Source organism: Mucilaginibacter phenanthrenivorans, from assembly GCF_024721155.1.
Taxonomy (GTDB): domain Bacteria; phylum Bacteroidota; class Bacteroidia; order Sphingobacteriales; family Sphingobacteriaceae; genus Mucilaginibacter; species Mucilaginibacter phenanthrenivorans.
The window spans coordinates 645,344-665,348 of the sequence record NZ_JAHVAP010000003.1; the positions used below are offsets into that span (position 1 = coordinate 645,344).

Genomic DNA, 20,005 nt, shown 5'->3' on the forward strand with positions numbered 1-20,005 from the left:
ATAGTTAGTGGTGCTATAACTAAATTGATTACTAGTCACTTAACGCCTACAGAAATAATATATTACCTTAAAAAAAGACTGCCAACAAAAAAGACCGCCTCTTTTATCAAAAGGCGGTCTTATATTTTTACTAACTACAATTTACTGATTGAGTTTCAATGTTTCTGTTGTAGTTCTTAGCTGTCCGCGGTATTGATAACTTAACGTAAACGTCTTAGTTGCCGGGTCATAGTGGTTATCACCAACCTGGGTATATGGCGCAGGTAAATTAGATAAACTGGTACCAACAAACGTTACAGTAACAGTGTTATCAGCATTTACCGTTAAGTTAAGAGGGTCACCAGAACCTAAGTCAGCAACAGTTGATGACACGGTGTTTGCGTCAACTGTACCCAAAGTTTTATCCTGGTTGATTGTCCTTGAATCAAGGAACACTCCCGGAGCGCTGTAACGCGTAAATGTACCATCAGCATGATAAACGCCGTCATATTTATTTTTGATACCTACAGTTGCAACAATTGCACCATACCCGGTTTTTGTGGTAAAGCCACCAAAATTGGTGATTTGAAATGCTGAACCATATTTTTTAGTAAGATCTAACTTACTACCATCAATAAAGAATATAATGCTCTTTGCAAACTCGCCGGCAGCAAAGTTTACGGTAAAGCCGGTAGCTGTTTTTGTAATTCCCCCTGTACCGGTAAATATACCGCCTGAAGCAATATTAGCAGCCGTTGGCATAGTGTAAAGATTACTCAAAGGGAATAAATCTGTGTAGCCCGCAGTATCTGTAAGTACGTCAAGTTGATCCTGCCCTAATGATTTTATTGTAACGGTAACTGCTTTTTGCAGGTCGGCTTTGTTAGCCGGGTCCCTTCGAATTGTAAACATCGTTACGAGTTTAATATCGGTGAACACATCAAAGTGTTGATCCAACTCGGGAGCTTCGGTTATCCAAACATAAGTTTTTCCGGCCTGGGAATTTTCCTTACCTCCGAACGACTCTTTGCGGCATGAGCTGAAAACAGTGATCAGCAAGCACGCAAGAGCTAAGTATTGTAAAATTTTCGTTTTCATTGAACTGATATTTTAAAGTTTTTACTATCACGGATCTTTTCAAACGAACCGATCCGTGATAGTTTAATATTTATCAACTAATTAACGTTACTGAGCTAAACCTGTAACGTCCCACCACACTGCATTATCCTGTGAATCTGTTCCCGGATTTTTGCCTTTTTCCCTGGCAATAGCAGCTTTAGCACTAGCCGTGTTTGTTTGTAACTCCGTAGAGTTATATTCAAGCCTTCTTGGAATCAGACCGGATGTATTTGAGTGAGCAGGCGCAGGAGTTAGCGCAGGATATCCTGTTTTTCTCCAAACATTCCAGCCTATGTGCCCATTCGGATATCCGGCTAAATATTGTTGTATGGCAAGGTTTTTTGCACTAAACGGAACGTTAGCCAAATAACCAGCTGAAGGAGCGGCAACGCCCCACTGGTCAAATGATGCTTGTATTCCACTTACATAAATTGTACTGGCGGTTCCGCTGGTCCATCCCAAACTTACGCCCTCAGCAACAGCCAGCAAAACCTCAGAAGCAGATACCGCAATAACCGGGCTCGTCTGTAAGCGTATATCAGCGCGCATGATATAAGCCCACCCTTGGTTTTTAGCAATAAAGTTATTCGCGTCGGTACGGCCCAGGCCATAAGGTACGCCAACACTTGACGTTTCGGCATTGTCTGGTGTGGCAGCATTATTGGAATTATTCGGGTCATTGGCAGCGCCGCCAAACATTAATTGTCTGCCGTCATTTAAAGAGGCTGTCAAAGCGGTCACAGTTGTACTTTCGCCCTCATCTTTACGTCCGTCATATAACGCATACCAGGGGTTATGGTAATCAGCAGTGTAAGGCACAGAGAAGTTCGCATCATTAGTACTGATATAACCACCCGCTACCGCAGATGCAAAGGCCGGTTTAGCCCAGCTATCTGCTTCGGTCGTTTTGCTAGCCTGGGTTGTCACTAATATGATCAACGAGTTACCAAACTTTTTCCATTTGGTAATATCACCACCATAAACCACGTCACCTTCTACTCCGCTTCCGCTTAATGCGGCAACAGCAGCGGCCGTCTTTGTAACAATACCTTTGTAAATATCCTCACTGGTATCATAAGCTGGTGTAATTGCTTTTATTCCTTGCAATGCCTGTGAATAAGGAAGGTCGCCCATATTATCGGTAAGGATCCAATATATGTATTGCTGCATTATTGTTGCGGCAGCAACAGCATTTTTGGAACTGGATGGTGTATTGATCACTGTTTGGGCATCATACAGGGTGCCATTATAGTCGCCCGCAAAATTTTGCTGAACAAGATCGTACAACGATGTGCCCGGATACTGCGTTTCAGCAAAATACTGTGCATAATATCCACCAGTAACTGCATATCCTGATGTAGACGAGTAGCCTCCAACGCTTTTCTCAACGTTTGCAATGAGCGCGGAAGGTATAGGCGTAGTAACCGCGTCCGGAACCTGGTTAGTCTTACCGAAATCATTCAATTTTTTACAACTTGCAGCGCTCAGTATGAGCAAAGCCGAAAGTGTGTATTTATATGTCTTTTTCATTGTGTCTTTAATGTTTAATAAGTTTTTACTTAATCCCTCGTTATCAGAAACCAACCTTTAAGTTAAAGCCTATACCTCTTGTACCTGGCAACTGGCCTGACTCGCCTTGAACTGCACTAATCTGTGACGGATCGAAGTCTTTTGTCTTAGCATAGATCAACCAAAGGTCATGCGCCTGTAATTGAATAGATGCATTTTTTATAGCGCTGCCTAAGCCTAATTTCTTAACAGGGATGCGGTAAGCCACACCAACCTCACGTAATTTAATGAAGGTAAGGTCGTAAACATACATATCAGTTGTACCGTTGTTAAAGTTATTGTGTACATAAGCGTATTCGTCTACATACATGCTAACCGGTTTACCTGTTGCATCAACACCCACCACATGATGGCCACCACCGTCGGCAACAGCATCACGAATTGGGTTACCTTTATCGTTAAGTACTGCGGTTCCTTTAGCTAAACCGCTGAAGTCACCCCACGCGCTTGACAGGGAGCTAAATTTCCCACCAAATTGGTAGTCAATATTAAAGTCAACATCAAAATCTTTCATAATCTTGAAAGAGTTCTGCAAACCACCCGTGTGTTGTGGAAGCACGCTACCAAAGTATACTGATTTGTTTTGGGCGTATGATCCGTCAGAGTTGATAACCGGTACACCTGCGGAATTACGTAAAATACCGGTTCCAAATAACTGACCCCAGGCCATGCCTGCTGTATGAACCATGTAAGGAACCTGGCTAAAGGTATTATAAGCAACAATAACCTGGTTTACACCGTATTTCTTGCTGATCTCAATAACTTTATCCTGTAACAAGTTAGCATAGGTAAAGTTCACATTCCATGAGAAGTTTGCTGACCTGATTGGGTAGCCATAGATAGTTAATTCCAAACCTTTACGTTCAACATCACCAAAGTTGGTAAGGATTGAGCTGAAACCTGATGCACCATTTACGTTAACTGCCAGAGGAAGCGATTTTTCTGAAGCTGTCCAATAAGTTCCTGTAACGCCGATCCTGTCATTAAGGAAACGTAAGTCTGTACCAATTTCCTTGCTGGTAACAACCGAGCCGTGGATAGTATTATCAACAAACTGATCAGGAGCGCTTTGAATAAGTTGTCCGGCATACTTAACAGCGGGAACGCCATAAGCAAGACCAGGGTAACGGCCGTAACCAAAGGTTTCGTTGGTTGTACCAAGCGCCTTAGGGATCTGACCATAAGAAGCTCTCAACTTACCGTAACTTAACCAGCTGCTTTGGCTTTTCAACAAATCGCTGAAAATGAAGCTTGCACCTAATGATTTTGACAATACGTCGTTCTTGGATTGTGGAAGGGTTGAGTACCAATCATTGCGGATCGATCCGTCAATGTTGATTAAATCTTTCCAGCCTAAGTTCACGTTAGCCAAAAGCGCGTTATATTTTTCTTTTTGTCGTACGTTATATAGTGTCGGAGTATTCGCACTGTTGGCAAGCGAGTAAATATAAGGGATGCTCAAACCGCCAACTGTTGTTCCACCATTTTCTTTATCCGTGAAGTTAAATTTATCAGTACCTGCGTTGGCAGCGACAGAGAAATCATGGATCTTTTTGTTGTATGACGCTAAGAACTCGATATTCTCACGGTTTTGGTATGAGTTGTAAGTATAGTAGCTACCCTTAACACCGGTTTGAGTCTGGGCAATAGCCAATTCAGTTGATTCGATGTTTTCAGTCCATGTGGTATTCTGATGTTTACGATAGGTTGCTTTGAAGCTTAAATCGTTGTTCACCTTATAAGTTAAAGCAATGTTACCATAGATACGGTCGCCGTTAAAGAAGTCCTTTTCTAAGTCCTGGTAGGTATAGAAGTTATACCAGTAGTTAGCACCGTAAAATGCAGTTGGGTTAGCAGGATCCCATGCATCCGGGTCATTATGGTTCCAGGTTGCGTATTGGCCCGGGCCATATTGTAAACCCCTTAGTTCCTTCATGATACCCATATCGATATCGCGGTGGAACCATTGGTCAAATGAACCTGAAGACTGGTTAGCATAACCGTCCTGAACTGTACCGTGTTGTTTTTGGTTAATATAGTTAATATTAGCGTTTAACGACAGGTGTTTGCTCAGGTCATAGTTGTAGTTCAGGTTTAAAGTATTTCTTCTTAAATCCTGGTCAGGAATGATACCTCTTTGGTAAACGTTACCATAGCTCAATTTGAAGCTGTAGTCGTCGCCTGCTTTGTTAAAGGTAATGGTGTTGTCAAGCAAATCCCCTGTTTGGAAGAAGCTTCTTGCGTTGTTTGGCTGCGGGTTCCATGAAGCTGTTTTTCCGGTGTATTTAGTACCAGGGTACCATGCGTACCATGGAATATACTCCTGGCCTTCCATTTTAGGGCCCCAGCTGCTATCATCTGAATAATCAGGATAGTATTTGCCGCTTAGTGTTTTCCACTCATTAGGGTCACCGGCCTTCCATACATACTGGGTAAAGTTCGGGTTGTTACCACCACCATAAGTGTTCTGATAATTTGGAAGGATGTAAGCCTTGTCAAAAGTAGCACCTAATCGCAGGTCGATGCCTAAACCACCATTCTTCTTAGCTTTAGAGGTAGTGATAATGATAGCACCGTTAGCGCCCTGCGAACCTAACAAAGCCGCGGCAGCCGCACCTTGTAGTACAGTAACACTTTCAACGTCGTCAAGATTCAGACCATCCGAGTTCAACAGGATCGTACCGTCAACCACATAAAGAGCACCTGAGCCTGTTCCAAAGCCTGATGCACCACGAAGCCTTACTTCAGTAGTACGACCAAGAGCCGCAGCCGATTGACTACGAACCTGGATACCCGCAACTTTACCGGCAAGGGCATTGTTGATGTTTGGCTGGCGAACAGTGTTCAGATCTGAACCAGAGATTGCCTGTGCAGAGTTAGTGCTTGAACGCGCTGTTTGCTTAATGCCGTAACCCTGAGTGATCACAACTTCTTTTAGTTCCTTGGCATTTGTTTCAAGGGCGCCATTAATGACGTCGGTTGCACCGATTGGTAAAACCAGTCTGTTGTAACCCACAAATGAGAAGGCTAAAGACTTTGCGGAGGCAGGAACTTTAATGGTGTACTTACCATAATCGTTGGTTTGTGTTCCAACAGAAGTTCCAGGCACTGTTACACTTACTCCAGGAAGAGGAAGATTGTCATCCTTTGAAGTAACAGTACCAGTAATTGTTCGATTTTGTGCAAACGACTGGGTTACGCAGAACACCAGGAAACACAAACTTACTAGTAAAAGTTTTTTCATTTCGTTAATAATAAGATCAGTTAATAGTTAATTAGTCATAAAAGTAATGTTACGTTATCAAATTGTCAAGGGAAATCTTTAAAAACATTGCTTTTTTTTTAAAAAAAGCAAGTTTTAGGTATAAATGTAATATTTTTAGTACTATGTATTGCATAATACAATTTAAAACATATATCTTTGCAGTATGATTGTTGAAAACACACAAACCCAAATGCGGAAAGGGATACTGGAGTATTGCATCCTTTCCATAATAGCGAAGGGCGAAACATATGCTTCAGACATAATTGCTGAATTAAAAAAAGCCCAACTGCTTGTAGTTGAGGGCACTTTGTATCCCTTACTCACCCGTTTAAAAAACAATGGATTGCTTACCTACAACTGGGTTGAGAGCACATCAGGGCCACCACGCAAATATTATATCCTGTCTGAAGAGGGCAGGAACGTGCTGGAACAACTGGACAAGACCTGGGAAGAGTTATTATTTGCTGTGCAGACGGCTATTGGAAACAGAAAGTAAGAAACCTGAAATTATTATCATCATGAACAAGACAATTATTATAAACATAAACGGCATCGTATTTCACATCGAAGAGGATGCCTACGAAATACTAAAAAACTACATGACGGAGGTTAAGCGTCATTTTTTAAATTCTGCCGATAGCCTTGAAATTACAACCGATATTGAAAACCGCATTGCCGAAATGTTCGGCGAGCTATTGCTGCGCGAAAACAAGCAGGTTATTGTTGAGCAGGATGTAAACAAGATAGTTGAACAGATGGGTTCGGTAGCTGATTTTGAAAGCGCCGAAAGCGAGGGCGATGCCCAATCAACCCACTACACCCGCAATACCGAGGTCCGCAGGTTATTCCGCGATCCGGATGATCACCTGGTGGCAGGCGTTTGTGCCGGCATAGCCAATTACTTTGATATTAACCCCGTTTGGACCAGGCTTTTCTTTGCCTTATTTATCCCGGTAGCAGGAAGCGGGTTCCTCCTGTATATTATATTATGGATAGTGATACCCAAAGCAGTTACCCGCGCCGATAAAATGGCAATGAAGGGTGAAAAACAAAACCTGCAGGGCTTTGCCAAAAACTTTGAAGAAGAGTTAAGCTCGATGCGTCAAAACCTGTCGAACTTTAGTCACGAGGCACGCCCCTTTGTTTACCAGGCCCGCGACTTTTTTGGCGACTTCTTTCATCACCTGGGTATTTTTTTTAACGGAGCCGGCAAAGTGATTATAAAATTGCTTGGCATATGCTTATTGCTTGCCGCTTTTGCTGCAGCCATTTTCCTGGTAGTTGTGTTTGTTGGCAGTGTGGGTTTTGGCGCAGATATGGTCAACCACATCTTCCCTTTCCGGATAATTCAAAATGAGTTTGCCAATAATATTTTCATATCCGCATTTGTGGTGGCATTTATACCTGTGCTTACCATCATACTGGTTATTATTAAAGCGGTGTTCAATACCGGCTCTATCGGAAAATCAACCGGAACTGTTTTCCTGGTGATCTGGCTTTGCGCTTTAGGCGTGCTTATATTTTATGCAGCCAAAATAACCTCGGGCTTCAGAGAGTCAGCCAGCTTTACCGAAACGGTAAATTTGAAGCCCACAAAGAATAACACCTACTACCTGAAGCTTAACGACATAAAATACTTCTCGCACGATGACAGCGTTAGGCTTGATATAAAGGACCATTTCCGCGGAATGATCGTAACCGACGATAACTATAACGGTTTTCATAATGAGCCGCAGAGCGTTACCCTACATGTTGAAAGAAGTGATGTGGCACAACCTACGCTTGAAGAATCATTCAGGGCGAATGGTCCGAGCTACGAGGCGGCTTTGTATAATGCGCGTAACGTATCGTATGTATTCGATCAACGGGATACTGTATTAAAGTTTGATTATACCCTGCGCAGAAAGCTCAATAAGCTTTGGCATAACGAAGAGGTATCCCTTACTCTGAAATTACCGCTTAACTCAAAAGTGATCATCGACCAAAAACTTGACAATTATTTACAGGGTGTTAATCTTTATGAATGCCGCGATCTGAATAAGAGAGATAACAAAGCATCTTACTCAATATTTAACATGACGGACAACGGCTTGCAATGCAAGGTTGATACCGGAGGTATTGCAAAACCAGATAGCGTCAAAACAGATACGGTAAAAGCGCGGTAACCAGGGTAAAACCTGAACTATTAAATAGCGATGGGTTTAAAAACTCATCGCTATTTTTTTGATCATCCTGCTCCATGCTGAAACCGGGTCTGAATTTTTAAATTTTTTCACCGACGAAAACAGCCCGTTGACCGATAAAATTAATCCATTGACCAAATACCCGAAATGTTGCTGTAACCTATGCCCCGCTTTCTTCATCTTACTAATAAAACAGCCATTTAACGGCTGCCTTATAAAATTTATACGCTATGAACAGAACTACGACTTTATAATAACATCAACTAAAAGCCGGTAAACAGCCGGAAGCCAAAACTTAATACTAACAAATTTTAAAAAGAACAGCATTCTTTAATGGGCTTGCTATTGCCCTAAAACTATAACACCATGAGATCCACCACTATAAAAACACTCGCCTTTTTAATACTATATATAATAGGTATAACATTAGCCTTTGCGAAGCCGCCTGTTAAGGTTTCGGGGTCGCTTATTGACGATAAGGGCAAGCCAATGGACTATGCCACAGTAAGCTTACTTAATGTAAAAGATTCCACCGTAATTAAAGGCACATTGAGCAACGATAACGGGGTATATGTTTTCGATCATATTACGCCAGGAACATATATTGTCAAGGCAACCAATGTAGGCTATGAAAAAACATTAAGCAAGCCGTTCACCGTTTCTGATGCATCGTCAGACATTACCCTACCGGCCATCAAAATGCAGCAGGCAAGCCACACTTTAGGAACAGTTACCGTAACGGCATCAAAACCATTGGTTGAACATAAAATTGACCGCACCGTTATGAACGTCGAAAACAGTGTGCTTGCGGCCGGTAATACTGCTCTCGAAATTCTGGAACGGGCACCTGGCGTTTCGATAGATAAGGATGACAACATTAGCCTGAAGGGAAAACAGGGGGTAACTGTAATGATAAATGACAAGCTTACTTATCTTACCTCTACACAGTTGGCTACTTTGCTGCGCTCAACCGATGGTACCACCATTCAATCTATTGAGATCATCAGCAACCCGTCTGCCAAATACGATGCTTCGGGTAACTCGGGGATCATCAATATCAAACTAAAAAAGAACAAGCAAACCGGTACTAACGGTAGTGTAACTGTTGGCGCAGGCTATGGCAATACCTTTAAGAATAACGAAAGCATTTCGTTAAATCACAAGGAAGGCAATTTGAATGTATTTGGCTCTTTTAGCCATGACGACCGCAAACGCGAACATACGCTTGATATCAGAAGAATTGTTACCGATAGCACAGGCGGTAAAACCTACTTCAACCAATTTTCATCAATCCCGAATGATAACCATAATAATAGCTACCGTTTGGGAGCAGATTATGACATCAGCAGCAAAAACACCATTGGGTTTCTGGTGAATGGTTATTTTAATACCGAAACAGACGATAATGTCAACAAAACCTACATTGGCACACAACCCTCAGTTACTGATTCATACCAAACCACGCTCTCGCATATTAATCAATCGTATAAAAATTTCGCGCTCAACTTGAACGACAGGTATAAAATAGACACCGCTGGCCAGGAAATTGCAGTCGACCTGGATTATTCAAAGTTTAAAAACAATTCAAACTCACAATACAATACCTATTTCTTTCAGCCCGACGGCAGTGAGATGGCTTCGCCATTGTTTTTACGCAACCAAACCCCATCAAATATTACCATCCGCACGGCTAAGGTTGACTATACCTATCCCATCAATAAGATCCTGAAACTAGAGACCGGCTTTAAGCTGAGCGATGTAAAAACAGATAATGACCTGCGCGCTCAAAAACAAGTGAACGGCAACTATATTAACGACACCACCCTTACCAACCGCTTTGTTTACACTGAAAAGGTAGATGCTATTTATGCTAACTTAAGCCAGAACTATAAGAACTTTTCTATCCAAACCGGCTTAAGAGCAGAATATACGAGCTCGACCGGTGATTTGATCACTAACAATAACGTGGTAAAACGCCATTATCTCGACTTTTTCCCAAGCGTTTTCATCAACCGTACGCTGAATGACAAGAATGAGATCGGTTTATCATACAGCCGCAGGATAGACCGGCCGGGATACGATGCACTAAACCCGTTTGTATATTACCTTGACCAATACACTTACGAAAAGGGTAACCCCTTCCTGAATCCGCAATACACCAATAACTTCGAGTTTAATTACACCTATAATAAGTCTATCACCCTAACATTGGGTTATAGCCATACTTCGGATGCCATTACGCAGATCCTGTTGACCGACCCGATAAGCAAGGCTACTTACCAAACCAACTTGAATTTGCAAAGCCAGAATAATTACAATGTAAACCTGTATGCACCTTATACAATTGCCAAGTGGTGGGAAGGCAATGTGAATGTTACCGGCTTTTATATGAAATTTAAAACCGATACCCTTTTAGGCGGCAAGCTTGACAATGGAAAGGCTGCTTATCAAATAAAAACAACACAAACCTTTATGATAGCCAAGGGCTGGAAGGCTGAACTGTCAAACTATTATAATTCAGCAATGACCTATGGCATCTTTAACATTAAGCCGCAGTATGCAACAGACGCAGGCATCAGCCATTCATTTTTGGAAAAAAAGGCTAATATCAAGCTTTCAATGAGCGATATATTTAACACCCGCCGTAATGATGTTACCAGCTATTACCAGTCGAACAACCTGGACATCCGCCAGAAAAACGAAAGCAGGATAACCCGCTTGACATTCACCTACAACTTCGGCAACAACAAGATCAAAATGCGCGAGCACCAAACCGGCGCCGATGATGAAAAGGGAAGGGTGAAGGGAAATTAATTAAAGAGTGGTGAATAGAGCTTGGTGAGTGGGTTGAATGCGAGTAAAGTTAACACACTCACCACTCACCAGCCTTAAGTCGAAAGATTTGAGGCTTTTTTGTTGCTTGCCCGCCGTTTTCGTGAGCAGGCACCCGGGGCACTTTCTTTTGGCGGGGGGGGTTAACAGGGTTAACATACTTTCGAAAGATTTAGACCTATATCATTGGTAATCAAACATCTATAAAAATAGGGGGTTAACATTGATTTGCGATATAGGCTGCTAACTATTTAAATGCTGGGCACCGGTTGTAAGCCGTCAAAGCGTTCCATTTTTGCACGTGGAACGGGCGGAACACTATGAAACATGCTGACTATCAGAATGTTCCACTTTTGTGTAAACCTATTTCAGGACAAGACATTAATTCCCACGCCAAATTGATTTGTTAACCCAGGTGCATGAATTGTGGCTACGGCAGGGATAATTTTGTGTCATTATTTATTTAAAAACAAATTATTATGACAACGAAAATCTCTTATGCAATCGCATTTTTACTGGGCCTTGGAATGATTTTCCTGGGAGCCCGCTTTTTTTTCTCGCCTGAAGCAGCAACAGACGCATTCGGTATCCGCTTTAACGCCAACGGAGATTACTCCTTTCATCACACCAAAGGTATCCGGGATATATTTTCCGGGATTTTGTTGTGCGCTTTGGTCTTGATGAACGAACGCCGGGCCCTGGGAGTGATGTTATTTGTGGCGACAATCATTCCGGTTTCCGACATGATTACTGTCCTTAGTAAAAGCTACACCAGTGTGCAGCAGGCGGTACCACATATCGTAGCCACCATCATTTGTTCAGTGGTCGGCATACTGTTACTGACCGCTAAAAAAGCGACACCAAAACAACAGGAAATAGTAAACTAATCAACATCATGGAACAATTAAGAATTTACACGCTTGCCGATAAAGAAACAGCAGCACATTATTTTACAGTAAACTGGGCTAAACACAGGATAAACCTTCCGAAGTTTGGTTTTGCGGTCAAAGGTGTTTGGATCGGCAATACACCCGGCATCGCTAACCAGGTTATTGCCCTTGTATCTTTTCCGGACAATGCCGATGTCGACGAAATGACCGAATGCTATTTGAAAAGCCCGGAGTTTGCCGCCGATACAGCAGGTTTTGACAGAAACAAAATCATCCAGGTAGAAACTAAAATACTGAGGTCCGCAAGCTAATGGTTTTGCCGCAGCAGAATTTAATACACAACGTGCCCGCAGGTTGTGTATTTTTGGTTTAACCCAATTCAAATGATGATATGATCAATAGCTTATTGAATAGCATACAAAAGGTGATTACGCTAAACGCCGAAGAGATAGCTATCGTGACTACTTTGTTTAAGGAGAAGACTTATAAAAAGGGCGAATTTTTTTTAGAAGAAGGGCGAATTTGCAAACAAGTAGGATTTGTGGCAAAGGGATTGATGCGCTTCTATATTAATCAGGATGGGGAGGAAAAGATCTATGACTTTTCCCAGGAAAATGAATTCGTATGCAATTATGAAAGTTTTCTTCCGCAGACCCCGTCTTCGAAAAATATCCAGGCTTTAGAGGACAGTGTCGTTTTTGTTATTTCGCATGCCGACCTGCAACTGTTTTATGCCAACGTTCGCGGAGGTGAACGTTTTGGCAGGATCGCCATTGAAATGGTCTTTTTAAAAATGCTGCAGGATATCAGTGCCTTATATGCGGAAACGCCTGAATTGCGTTATGAGCGCTTTTTAAAAAACCATGCAGATTTGCAGCAAAGGATCTCCCAGTACCATATCGCCTCATTTGTCGGGGTAAAACCGCAATCACTCAGCCGCATCCGTAAAAGAATTTTTACCCAGTTCTGATGAGTTAACCCGGGTGCATTATTCGGGGCGTTATCTCATGGAATTTTGCTTTATCAATCTAACAAAAAGCAAAAAAATGATTTTAGTAACAGGAGCAACAGGGCATTTCGAAATTCAAATCGCGCGTCATTGCGAGGGACGAAGCAACCTCTACACAGGACAATCAAGGAACTTCAATATTTGGGGAAGGATACTGCGGCATACATGTTGGCCACTTAGCAAGCAGAGCACGGGTACCCTACCTCTTTTGGCCGGCGTGGATAATCGCACTAAAGGAGGGCATCTGAAAAATTGGCAAGTCATCTGAAAATTTTTCAGCTGTTAGCTGCAAATTTTTCAGGGTTAGGGTGCTGGCACAGGGCTTGTTAGTTATTCAATAGTTTAATTAACCCATTGTTCATTTATTAAATTAAAAGGCCATGACCTTAGTTAAATTCAACAAAAACGGTAACAACACATTAATGCCAGGCTTTAATGATGTTTTTGATTCTATTTTTAACGACAGCTTCTTTAGCGACCGGATGATCACTCGTGTTCCTGCCGTGAACATCAGCGAAAGCGAGAACAATTATCATGTAGAACTCGCCGCTCCGGGCTTAAAGAAAGAAGATTTCAAGCTGAACCTGGAACGGAACCAGCTGAGCATTTCGGTAGAAACTTCTTCCGAACAGGCAGACAACCAAAAGAATTACAGCAAACGCGAATACAGCTACAGTTCCTTCGTACGTTCATTTACCTTGCCTGACAGCGCTGATCACAGCAATATCGAGGCCAACTATACCGATGGTATCCTCCGCATCGATATCGCCAAGCGCGAAGAAGCCAAAGCGGTGCGCCGCCAGATCGAGATCAAATAAGTGTAACTAGTTTTTAAATCAAGAGGGCTCCTGTTTGCGGGGGCTCTTTGAATTTAATACCGCTATGAAAACACAGTTCCATATCTTATTGAGTTTGAAAACCCCGCAGGGTTTCATGGATTATGGTCAGTATTTCTTCGGGAACGACAGCGAGGTTGCTTATGCGCTGTTCCGGCAGTTAAAAGGCAGCGAAATTATAAAAGATAATTGCCTGCTGCATATCGATCTGATGGAAACCGTAGACCAATTGCCTGTGAAGATCAAAACGATCTGCTGCACGCTGGAAGAACTCGGTTGTAACTGCAAACTGATCGCACGGGAAATGTTCCGTTTAACGAACATGGAGGAAATGAAAGGCTGCTGATTTTCCCCAGCTACCGTAAGCGTTTTATCGCTGCCGCAAGGCTCCAGCCTCGTGGCCCGCTGCTTGGTAAACAAGCGAGAAGTAACCCGTCCAAAGGTAATCCGTTGCTTAATCAATAATAACTTTAACCAACCCCTTTATGCCGCAATAATCTCTTGCACTGCTGTATAAATATTCATAATCATTTTCAACAAAACCTGCTTCCACAGGGTTGTTATGCGTATAATCCATTTTTTGCTGGATAACCTGCGGACTCCATAGCTCTATCGGCTGGTTGTGCTGTTGCCAAAACTGGTTTTTGGTATTATTTGAATTGACTGCAGCAGCTTTTTTAAACGAATTCAGCAGCCATTCGCGCCTGCTCTCCTGCATATTTTCTTCAATAAGTGCAATCAGTTTTTTTGAGGTAAAGGATTTAAAGTCCCTTATTAATTCTTCGGGCTTTTGAAGGATTGATCTAAAAACCAAATGAACATGGCTTGGCATTATACACCAGGCATATATTTCCATACCCTTTTCATCAACACAACGGTTCAAGTTTTCAACTATGCAATCAAAATACAAACGCCTTACAAATACATCTACCCAAAATACTGTTGCAAAACTTATAAAATATAACCCCTCGGGGTTGTGGAACTTATAATTACGGCTCATGCATTAAAAGTAAAAATTTTACTTAACATCATACTTCTGAGCATGTTGGTTACCAAGCAGCGGGCCACAAGGCAGGAGCCTTGCGGCAGCGAAAAGGCTCTTGCGGGAGCGGGGGCGACCGTTTGAGGACTACAGCTAAGCATTATTTAGCACTTTCTGTACTAATTCGCATATTTTTATGGTCTGGTTGCCTTTAGCAATAAAGTCATTTGCACCGCATGCAATCACCCTTTGCCTGGCAGTTGGGTCTAGAATGGATGAATGAGCGATAATTTTTATTTCGGGCCAGTGTAACTTAATAAGTTTCACCGTCCGGAAGCCATCCATAATGGGCATTTCCAAATCGACTATAATCAAGTTAGGAAATAACAATGACTCCTGTAATTGACAAATGCAATCTGCCCCGTTTTTAGCTTCAAAAGCTAAATTGTAATTATTCTTTGTCAGAAGAAAGCGTAGTAGTACCCGATAAACCTGGTCATCGTCGACGATAGCAATAAGCGGCTTTTCTGGTATCAACATATCGATTTTTATTTAATTAGATCATTGCCACAGCATCGGCTGGGTCTATATGTGTTTTTTCCTATCTTTTAAAACCTTGTGCTGTACGGCAATTATCTTTAACAACAAGCCAATGGTTGTGTACATGGCAATGTTCTGCCAAATGTTACCCACACTTAATTCCGTTTTGAGAAATTGTAGAACATCTGTCATAATAATCGTCGCGTTAAGCTGAGGGTATTTTCATTATTTCGACCTAAAACTTTCTATAGGTATATGGTATTGATCGGTTATAGTGAAATCATTGCCAGGGCTAATGTTTCTTATGGCTTTTCCTGTAGCTTCGGTGGTTTCATCCATCGTTTCCGCAAGCATCTATAGCATAAGTATCGTCGAACAGGTAGCCAAAACAGGAATGCCTTTATAAAAGAGGGACGGGGTATGCGTTGCATTTCTTCGCCACACTTTCTACAGCAGACGTTGGCGTTCATGTGTGTAGTCGCGGATGTAAAGAGTTTGTTTGTCATTATATGGTTAATTTGCTTGGTAATTGATATAGTAGGGCATTTCGTATTTGAATTGCGGAGCATTGAATCAAGCTGAAAAAGGTTGCCAGGGAAAGTATTTTTTAATATTTTGCGCATGAGCATGTCACCATCGACATGCAGCACGGAAAGGGGTTTGGTTAACGCATAGTTTTCTTGACTGGGTTGTTCCATTGAAAAATAGTTCTATATTAATTTTTCACTATACTGGTGCAAGCAATGCATCGGATATTTGCTATCAGCATTAGGTTGCACGAGTCATATTGTAAGTGCTCGATTATTTTTAACGATCCGGATCGGATAAAATCCGTAGTCTATTACAGACTTATTTTAACTTTTTAATACTTGTACTTAAGACACTTAAAATGCAAAAGACTCGAGAATGCTTGGATAATACTTGAAGAAGCGAAAAAAAATCAAGCGCTTAAATTGTCTAATAAAGAGTTGTTTAACTTTTATTTAACCCAATAATATTCTATATTTGCTCATCCGGTAGTAGTCTGTAATAGACCAATATTCTCGCTAAATTCGCTGTGAATTAAGACGATACTTTTCATGATTACTTTTTCATTTAAATTGGCTGGCGAATCTGCGTCTAGCGCTATACTATTGGAACTCAATGATGGTCATGGTCAGAGTCACCATGTGCCTACCTTACTTCGTATTGCAAAGGAAAAGTGGGATGAGCAAAAACAACGCCCAGCTAACATCTACCTTAAAATTTGCAAGAAATTGAATAAACGCCTGGATAAACTGAGGATATGTATATCTACTTACCTTAACTCTATAGACTGGAATTTTGAAAAGATCTCGTTACGGGCAATCAAAAGCAGGATGAAGGAAGATAGCTCCTCCCAGGGCGTTCAATATCTCCCGGAAAGTCTTCTGTCGAGTATGGATAGTTATATTCGATCCCGCTCACACCTCATTTGTAAATCTACCTATAAGAGGTACATAGTGTTTTTCAATCTATTGCAGCGTTTTGAGGGAAACCGAATGCGTCATATAATGATAGAGCACGTAAACTCAACTTTCGTTAGGGAATTTCTTGAATTTTGTAAACAGGAATCTTATAATAACAGTACCGCATATCGCACGATCAACTTTATCAAAACCGTTCTCAACCACCTTGAAAAACGGGGTGTCCGTACTTTTGCCTATGAGCTTGAACTGCCCAAACCAGAGAAACGTAAACCATTTATTACACTAACGGAAGATGAATTGGTGAAGATCAAACGAATGGACATCCCCCCCACTCTCCAGGCAGCAAGAGACTGGCTGGTCATTAGCTGTTATACCGGGCAGCGGGTTTCTGATTTCATGGAGTTTGAAAAGGCGATGATCCAGCAGGTGGCAGGCCAAGAATGTATATCTTTTGTGCAAAAGAAGACACAACAAAATGTTATGCTACCCTTGCACCCGGCAGTACAGGTAATCAAATCACATAATGGCGAGAATTTTCCTGAGAAACTTTCTGCTAAAAGATATAATGAACTTATCAAGGAAGTAGTGCGTTTAGCCGGAATCGATAATCTGGTAAGAGTAGGGAAAAGAATGGGCTTCAGGGTATCAACAGAAATGATTCCCAAATGGCAAGCTGTCACGAGTCACATCGGACGCCGCAGCTTTGCGTCCAATTTCTATGGAAAAATCCCTACCGCACTGTTGATGGAAGCAACTGGACACAGTTCTGAGCAAATGTTTCACCGCTATATAAATCATGTTGACATAGAAAGGATATGCTCTTTGCGGTTGTACTTTGAACAAACCTATAAAAGCAAGTTTGCGACCTGAATAGTGTTGGCAAGATTGTTCCGTTTATTAAGCTTTAGTAGAGCTTACATAACAACTTAACGGGAATGTTTTTATAAATATTGACCAATCAGCACTTTCAAATTGGGATCACTTGGACGTGGCGCATCATCACTTAGTATCTTTCCGTCTTTTCCTATTAATATATAACGTGGAATCACATTAACTTTATAATGCTTTACAAATTATGCCTGATCGGCATTTAATAATTGGAGAAATGGAGTTCATGAAAATGAAAAATATCTAATTGCTTGCATTCCGTTCGTCCGTAACTTAATTCAATTTAAGGATGGTAATAGTAAGGATTACAAGTTACTTACGAATATTCTCCATCAAAAAGAACAGGACGGTGATGTTAAGTCAACGGCGGATATGTGTATTTCCGATCTTGAGCTAGTATTCAGGAATATAATCATCCAGATTAGGTTGCCTAGTGTAAGTGGTACAAATAGACATTCTTCTTTTTCGATATAAAAATGTATTAATTATTCCTTTCCAATAATATCTTTAGCACTTACAATAACCTGTAAATCCTCCAAAAAGTTCGACATTTCGCGCGTTCCCTCTACTAAGCCGCTTTACGAAAGTAGAGCGGCTTTTTTTTATGAATTTTCGCGAGTGTGGGCACTCGCAACTATTTTCGGTTAAGCGTGGACGCTTAACCGGGCGGGTTTTAAATTGCTGTTTTTGTCGTTATTAAAGTATTAATTTGCAGTTAATTTACCTAAAAGATATAAGAAATCCTGGATTTCTTCGGCTTCTTTTACAGATATTTTTAAGCCATTTTGTTCTAGACTTTTGACAGTAAGTTGAGGAGTGACGTTCCTCTTTTCGGATAGTTGTGACTATGGAGGTCTTCTATGATGTCGAAACTAAATCGAATGCCTACGCAAAATATTCGGTGAATAGCTGGAGATCCGGGAGGGCTTGACCATGCGATTCCGTAGGATACAGAACGCCGATTTGTGTAATTTGATTTTAAAACCATAATTTAATATCAGTAAATTAGCTTATTCAATGTGATACAGAAATGAATTTTCAATTTTCCGGAACACGATGGTCTATTTATCCGGAATACCTATTGAGCAATGCAATTTGTAATAATATTGTATTGCTTTTCTAACGTTACAACCAACATTGACAAGCAAATGAATGCTATTAAAAAAATATTTCTAATTATATCTTTTATTGGTAGCTCACCCTCGTTTATCTGTGGCCAATCGACATTTCCTTTGAAGCCGATTGAAGACCCGGGTGTAATTCTTAAAAGCGAGGTGGACTTATTAAGATATAATCAAGATTACTTAAGACTATCTGAAGATTTTATAGGATTTGATAATTCGAATCGTCGAATAGATAAACGAACTTTCTTTAAGCTTTTTTCAGAAGGAGATTATCTGCCCTTGCGACTTATATCCAAAAATAAGCTGGCTTGTTATAAATTGTATAAGGTGAGCTCTGCGTTGAATGATGGTATCTTAAGTATTTTGAAAGACTGGGGTGAACTTGATTACAAGTATTTTAAAATGGAGGGGCGTAAATTACCGGGATTTGATTTTCGCGATATTCAAGGAAACATTTACAACCGCGAAACAACCCGGAATAAAACTGTAGTTATTAAGTGCTGGTATTTGGCCTGTAGTGCTTGCAGAGAAGAAATACCAACCCTGAATAAAATTGTAGATCAATATCGAAAAAGGAAAGATATTGTTTTTATCAGCCTGGTTTTTGACTCGAAAGATGATCTCCAAAAATTTTCTAAGGACAATATCTTCAAATATGCATTAATTCCGAATCAAAAAAATTACCTGATGAACGAATTGAAAATTTATCTATATCCAACACAAATGATAATTAATAAGCAAGGTTTAATTTCAAAAGTTTTGGTCGGTTCTGATGAACTTGCATCAATAATAAACACAGAAGCCTCGAAATAATAATATCAATAAGCTGATCCCATCGGGATTCGAACCAATATTAGCTCCTGCGGGCCAATTTTTTTGCTGAAAATTAGCAATTTATATAAGTTCTGATTGAACAAGAAGTAAATTTTTCAACTTGTCAAACTGCGTAAATCCGCTAAGAAAGGGTTCGAAAAGCTTCCCCTACGGGCTACAAACTCTCCCATCTATGTGATAAGCATGGGAGATCATCTAAGAAAAGTTTTTATTAAAGCCCCCGGCTACCGCAAGCGTTTTGTCGCTGCCGCAAGGCTCCTGCCTTGTGGCCCGGGTTTAGGTAGCCAACACGCTATGTTGCAAAATGTTGTGAAGCGCAAAATAAAAATTTATGGTTAGCAAAAAGATACGTTAGCGATAGAAACGGATACCGGCCACTTCGAGGGCCTCAGTGCAGGCCGCGCTTAAGGCTTGCAGACGTATGAGTGCATAGCGCGGCCCCGCTCCTATCAGCGGGGAAACGTCCAGGAAGAACTATCCAAAAAACGGCCTAAACATTCCTGCAGA

The 20,005-nt window shown here is 41.2% G+C and carries 15 protein-coding genes; 10 read left to right on the plus strand and 5 right to left on the minus strand.

What is annotated here, in order from left to right; all coding sequences use genetic code 11:
- Window positions 1–141: 141 nt before the first annotated feature.
- From KXD93_RS09250 to KXD93_RS09260, 3 genes are all read right to left on the minus strand, one after another.
- Window positions 142–1,077, minus strand: a complete 936-nt coding sequence (locus KXD93_RS09250; RefSeq protein WP_258136750.1) for a BT_3044 domain-containing protein — start codon at window positions 1,075–1,077, stop codon at window positions 142–144.
- A gap of 87 nt (window positions 1,078–1,164) precedes the next feature.
- Window positions 1,165–2,628 (minus strand): SusD/RagB family nutrient-binding outer membrane lipoprotein, encoded by a 1,464-nt coding sequence (locus KXD93_RS09255; protein WP_258136751.1) that lies wholly within the window; start codon window positions 2,626–2,628, stop codon window positions 1,165–1,167.
- Window positions 2,629–2,671: 43 nt separating this feature from the next.
- Window positions 2,672–5,911, minus strand: coding sequence for a SusC/RagA family TonB-linked outer membrane protein (locus tag KXD93_RS09260; protein ID WP_258136752.1), 3,240 nt, complete (start codon window positions 5,909–5,911; stop codon window positions 2,672–2,674).
- Window positions 5,912–6,095: 184 nt separating this feature from the next.
- Between KXD93_RS09260 and KXD93_RS09265 the strand changes: the two genes are divergently transcribed.
- The 8 genes from KXD93_RS09265 to KXD93_RS09300 all read left to right on the plus strand — a co-directional run bounded on the left by KXD93_RS09265 (window position 6,096) and on the right by KXD93_RS09300 (window position 14,028).
- The gene (locus tag KXD93_RS09265) at window positions 6,096–6,428 is read left to right on the plus strand and encodes a PadR family transcriptional regulator (protein ID WP_258136753.1); all 333 of its coding nucleotides are present in this window, start codon (window positions 6,096–6,098) and stop codon (window positions 6,426–6,428) included.
- Between the two features lie 22 nt (window positions 6,429–6,450).
- Window positions 6,451–8,097: a PspC domain-containing protein gene (locus KXD93_RS09270; protein ID WP_258136754.1), complete on the plus strand. Its 1,647-nt coding sequence runs from the start codon at window positions 6,451–6,453 to the stop codon at window positions 8,095–8,097.
- A 384-nt stretch (window positions 8,098–8,481) separates the two neighbouring features.
- Window positions 8,482–10,929: an outer membrane beta-barrel family protein gene (locus KXD93_RS09275; RefSeq protein ID WP_258136755.1), complete on the plus strand. Its 2,448-nt coding sequence runs from the start codon at window positions 8,482–8,484 to the stop codon at window positions 10,927–10,929.
- Between the two features lie 497 nt (window positions 10,930–11,426).
- Window positions 11,427–11,834 (plus strand): DUF4267 domain-containing protein, encoded by a 408-nt coding sequence (locus KXD93_RS09280; protein ID WP_258136756.1) that lies wholly within the window; start codon window positions 11,427–11,429, stop codon window positions 11,832–11,834.
- Window positions 11,835–11,842: 8 nt separating this feature from the next.
- Window positions 11,843–12,148 carry an NIPSNAP family protein gene (locus KXD93_RS09285; protein WP_258136757.1) on the plus strand — a complete coding sequence of 102 codons (306 nt, stop codon included), beginning with the start codon at window positions 11,843–11,845 and terminating at the stop codon, window positions 12,146–12,148.
- 80 nt (window positions 12,149–12,228) lie between these two features.
- Complete coding sequence (locus KXD93_RS09290; RefSeq protein ID WP_258136758.1) at window positions 12,229–12,807, plus strand: Crp/Fnr family transcriptional regulator; 579 nt, start codon at window positions 12,229–12,231, stop codon at window positions 12,805–12,807.
- A 419-nt stretch (window positions 12,808–13,226) separates the two neighbouring features.
- Window positions 13,227–13,664 carry an Hsp20/alpha crystallin family protein gene (locus tag KXD93_RS09295; RefSeq protein ID WP_258136759.1) on the plus strand — a complete coding sequence of 146 codons (438 nt, stop codon included), beginning with the start codon at window positions 13,227–13,229 and terminating at the stop codon, window positions 13,662–13,664.
- A 64-nt stretch (window positions 13,665–13,728) separates the two neighbouring features.
- Window positions 13,729–14,028 (plus strand): hypothetical protein, encoded by a 300-nt coding sequence (locus KXD93_RS09300; protein WP_258136761.1) that lies wholly within the window; start codon window positions 13,729–13,731, stop codon window positions 14,026–14,028.
- A gap of 108 nt (window positions 14,029–14,136) precedes the next feature.
- Here KXD93_RS09300 and KXD93_RS09305 read toward each other — a convergent pair whose 3' ends face one another.
- Together KXD93_RS09305 and KXD93_RS09310 are read right to left on the minus strand one after the other, a co-directional pair.
- A complete protein-coding gene (locus KXD93_RS09305) occupies window positions 14,137–14,682 on the minus strand; it encodes an REP-associated tyrosine transposase (protein WP_258136762.1) in 546 nt (181 codons plus the stop codon).
- A gap of 135 nt (window positions 14,683–14,817) precedes the next feature.
- Window positions 14,818–15,204, minus strand: coding sequence for a response regulator (locus tag KXD93_RS09310; RefSeq protein ID WP_258136764.1), 387 nt, complete (start codon window positions 15,202–15,204; stop codon window positions 14,818–14,820).
- A 1,079-nt stretch (window positions 15,205–16,283) separates the two neighbouring features.
- On the opposite strand from KXD93_RS09310, the gene KXD93_RS09315 reads away from it, so the two are divergent.
- Together KXD93_RS09315 and KXD93_RS09320 are read left to right on the plus strand one after the other, a co-directional pair.
- Window positions 16,284–17,522 (plus strand): phage integrase SAM-like domain-containing protein, encoded by a 1,239-nt coding sequence (locus tag KXD93_RS09315; protein ID WP_258136765.1) that lies wholly within the window; start codon window positions 16,284–16,286, stop codon window positions 17,520–17,522.
- Window positions 17,523–18,688: 1,166 nt separating this feature from the next.
- Window positions 18,689–19,477 (plus strand): TlpA family protein disulfide reductase, encoded by a 789-nt coding sequence (locus tag KXD93_RS09320; RefSeq protein ID WP_258136766.1) that lies wholly within the window; start codon window positions 18,689–18,691, stop codon window positions 19,475–19,477.
- Window positions 19,478–20,005 lie beyond the last annotated feature (528 nt).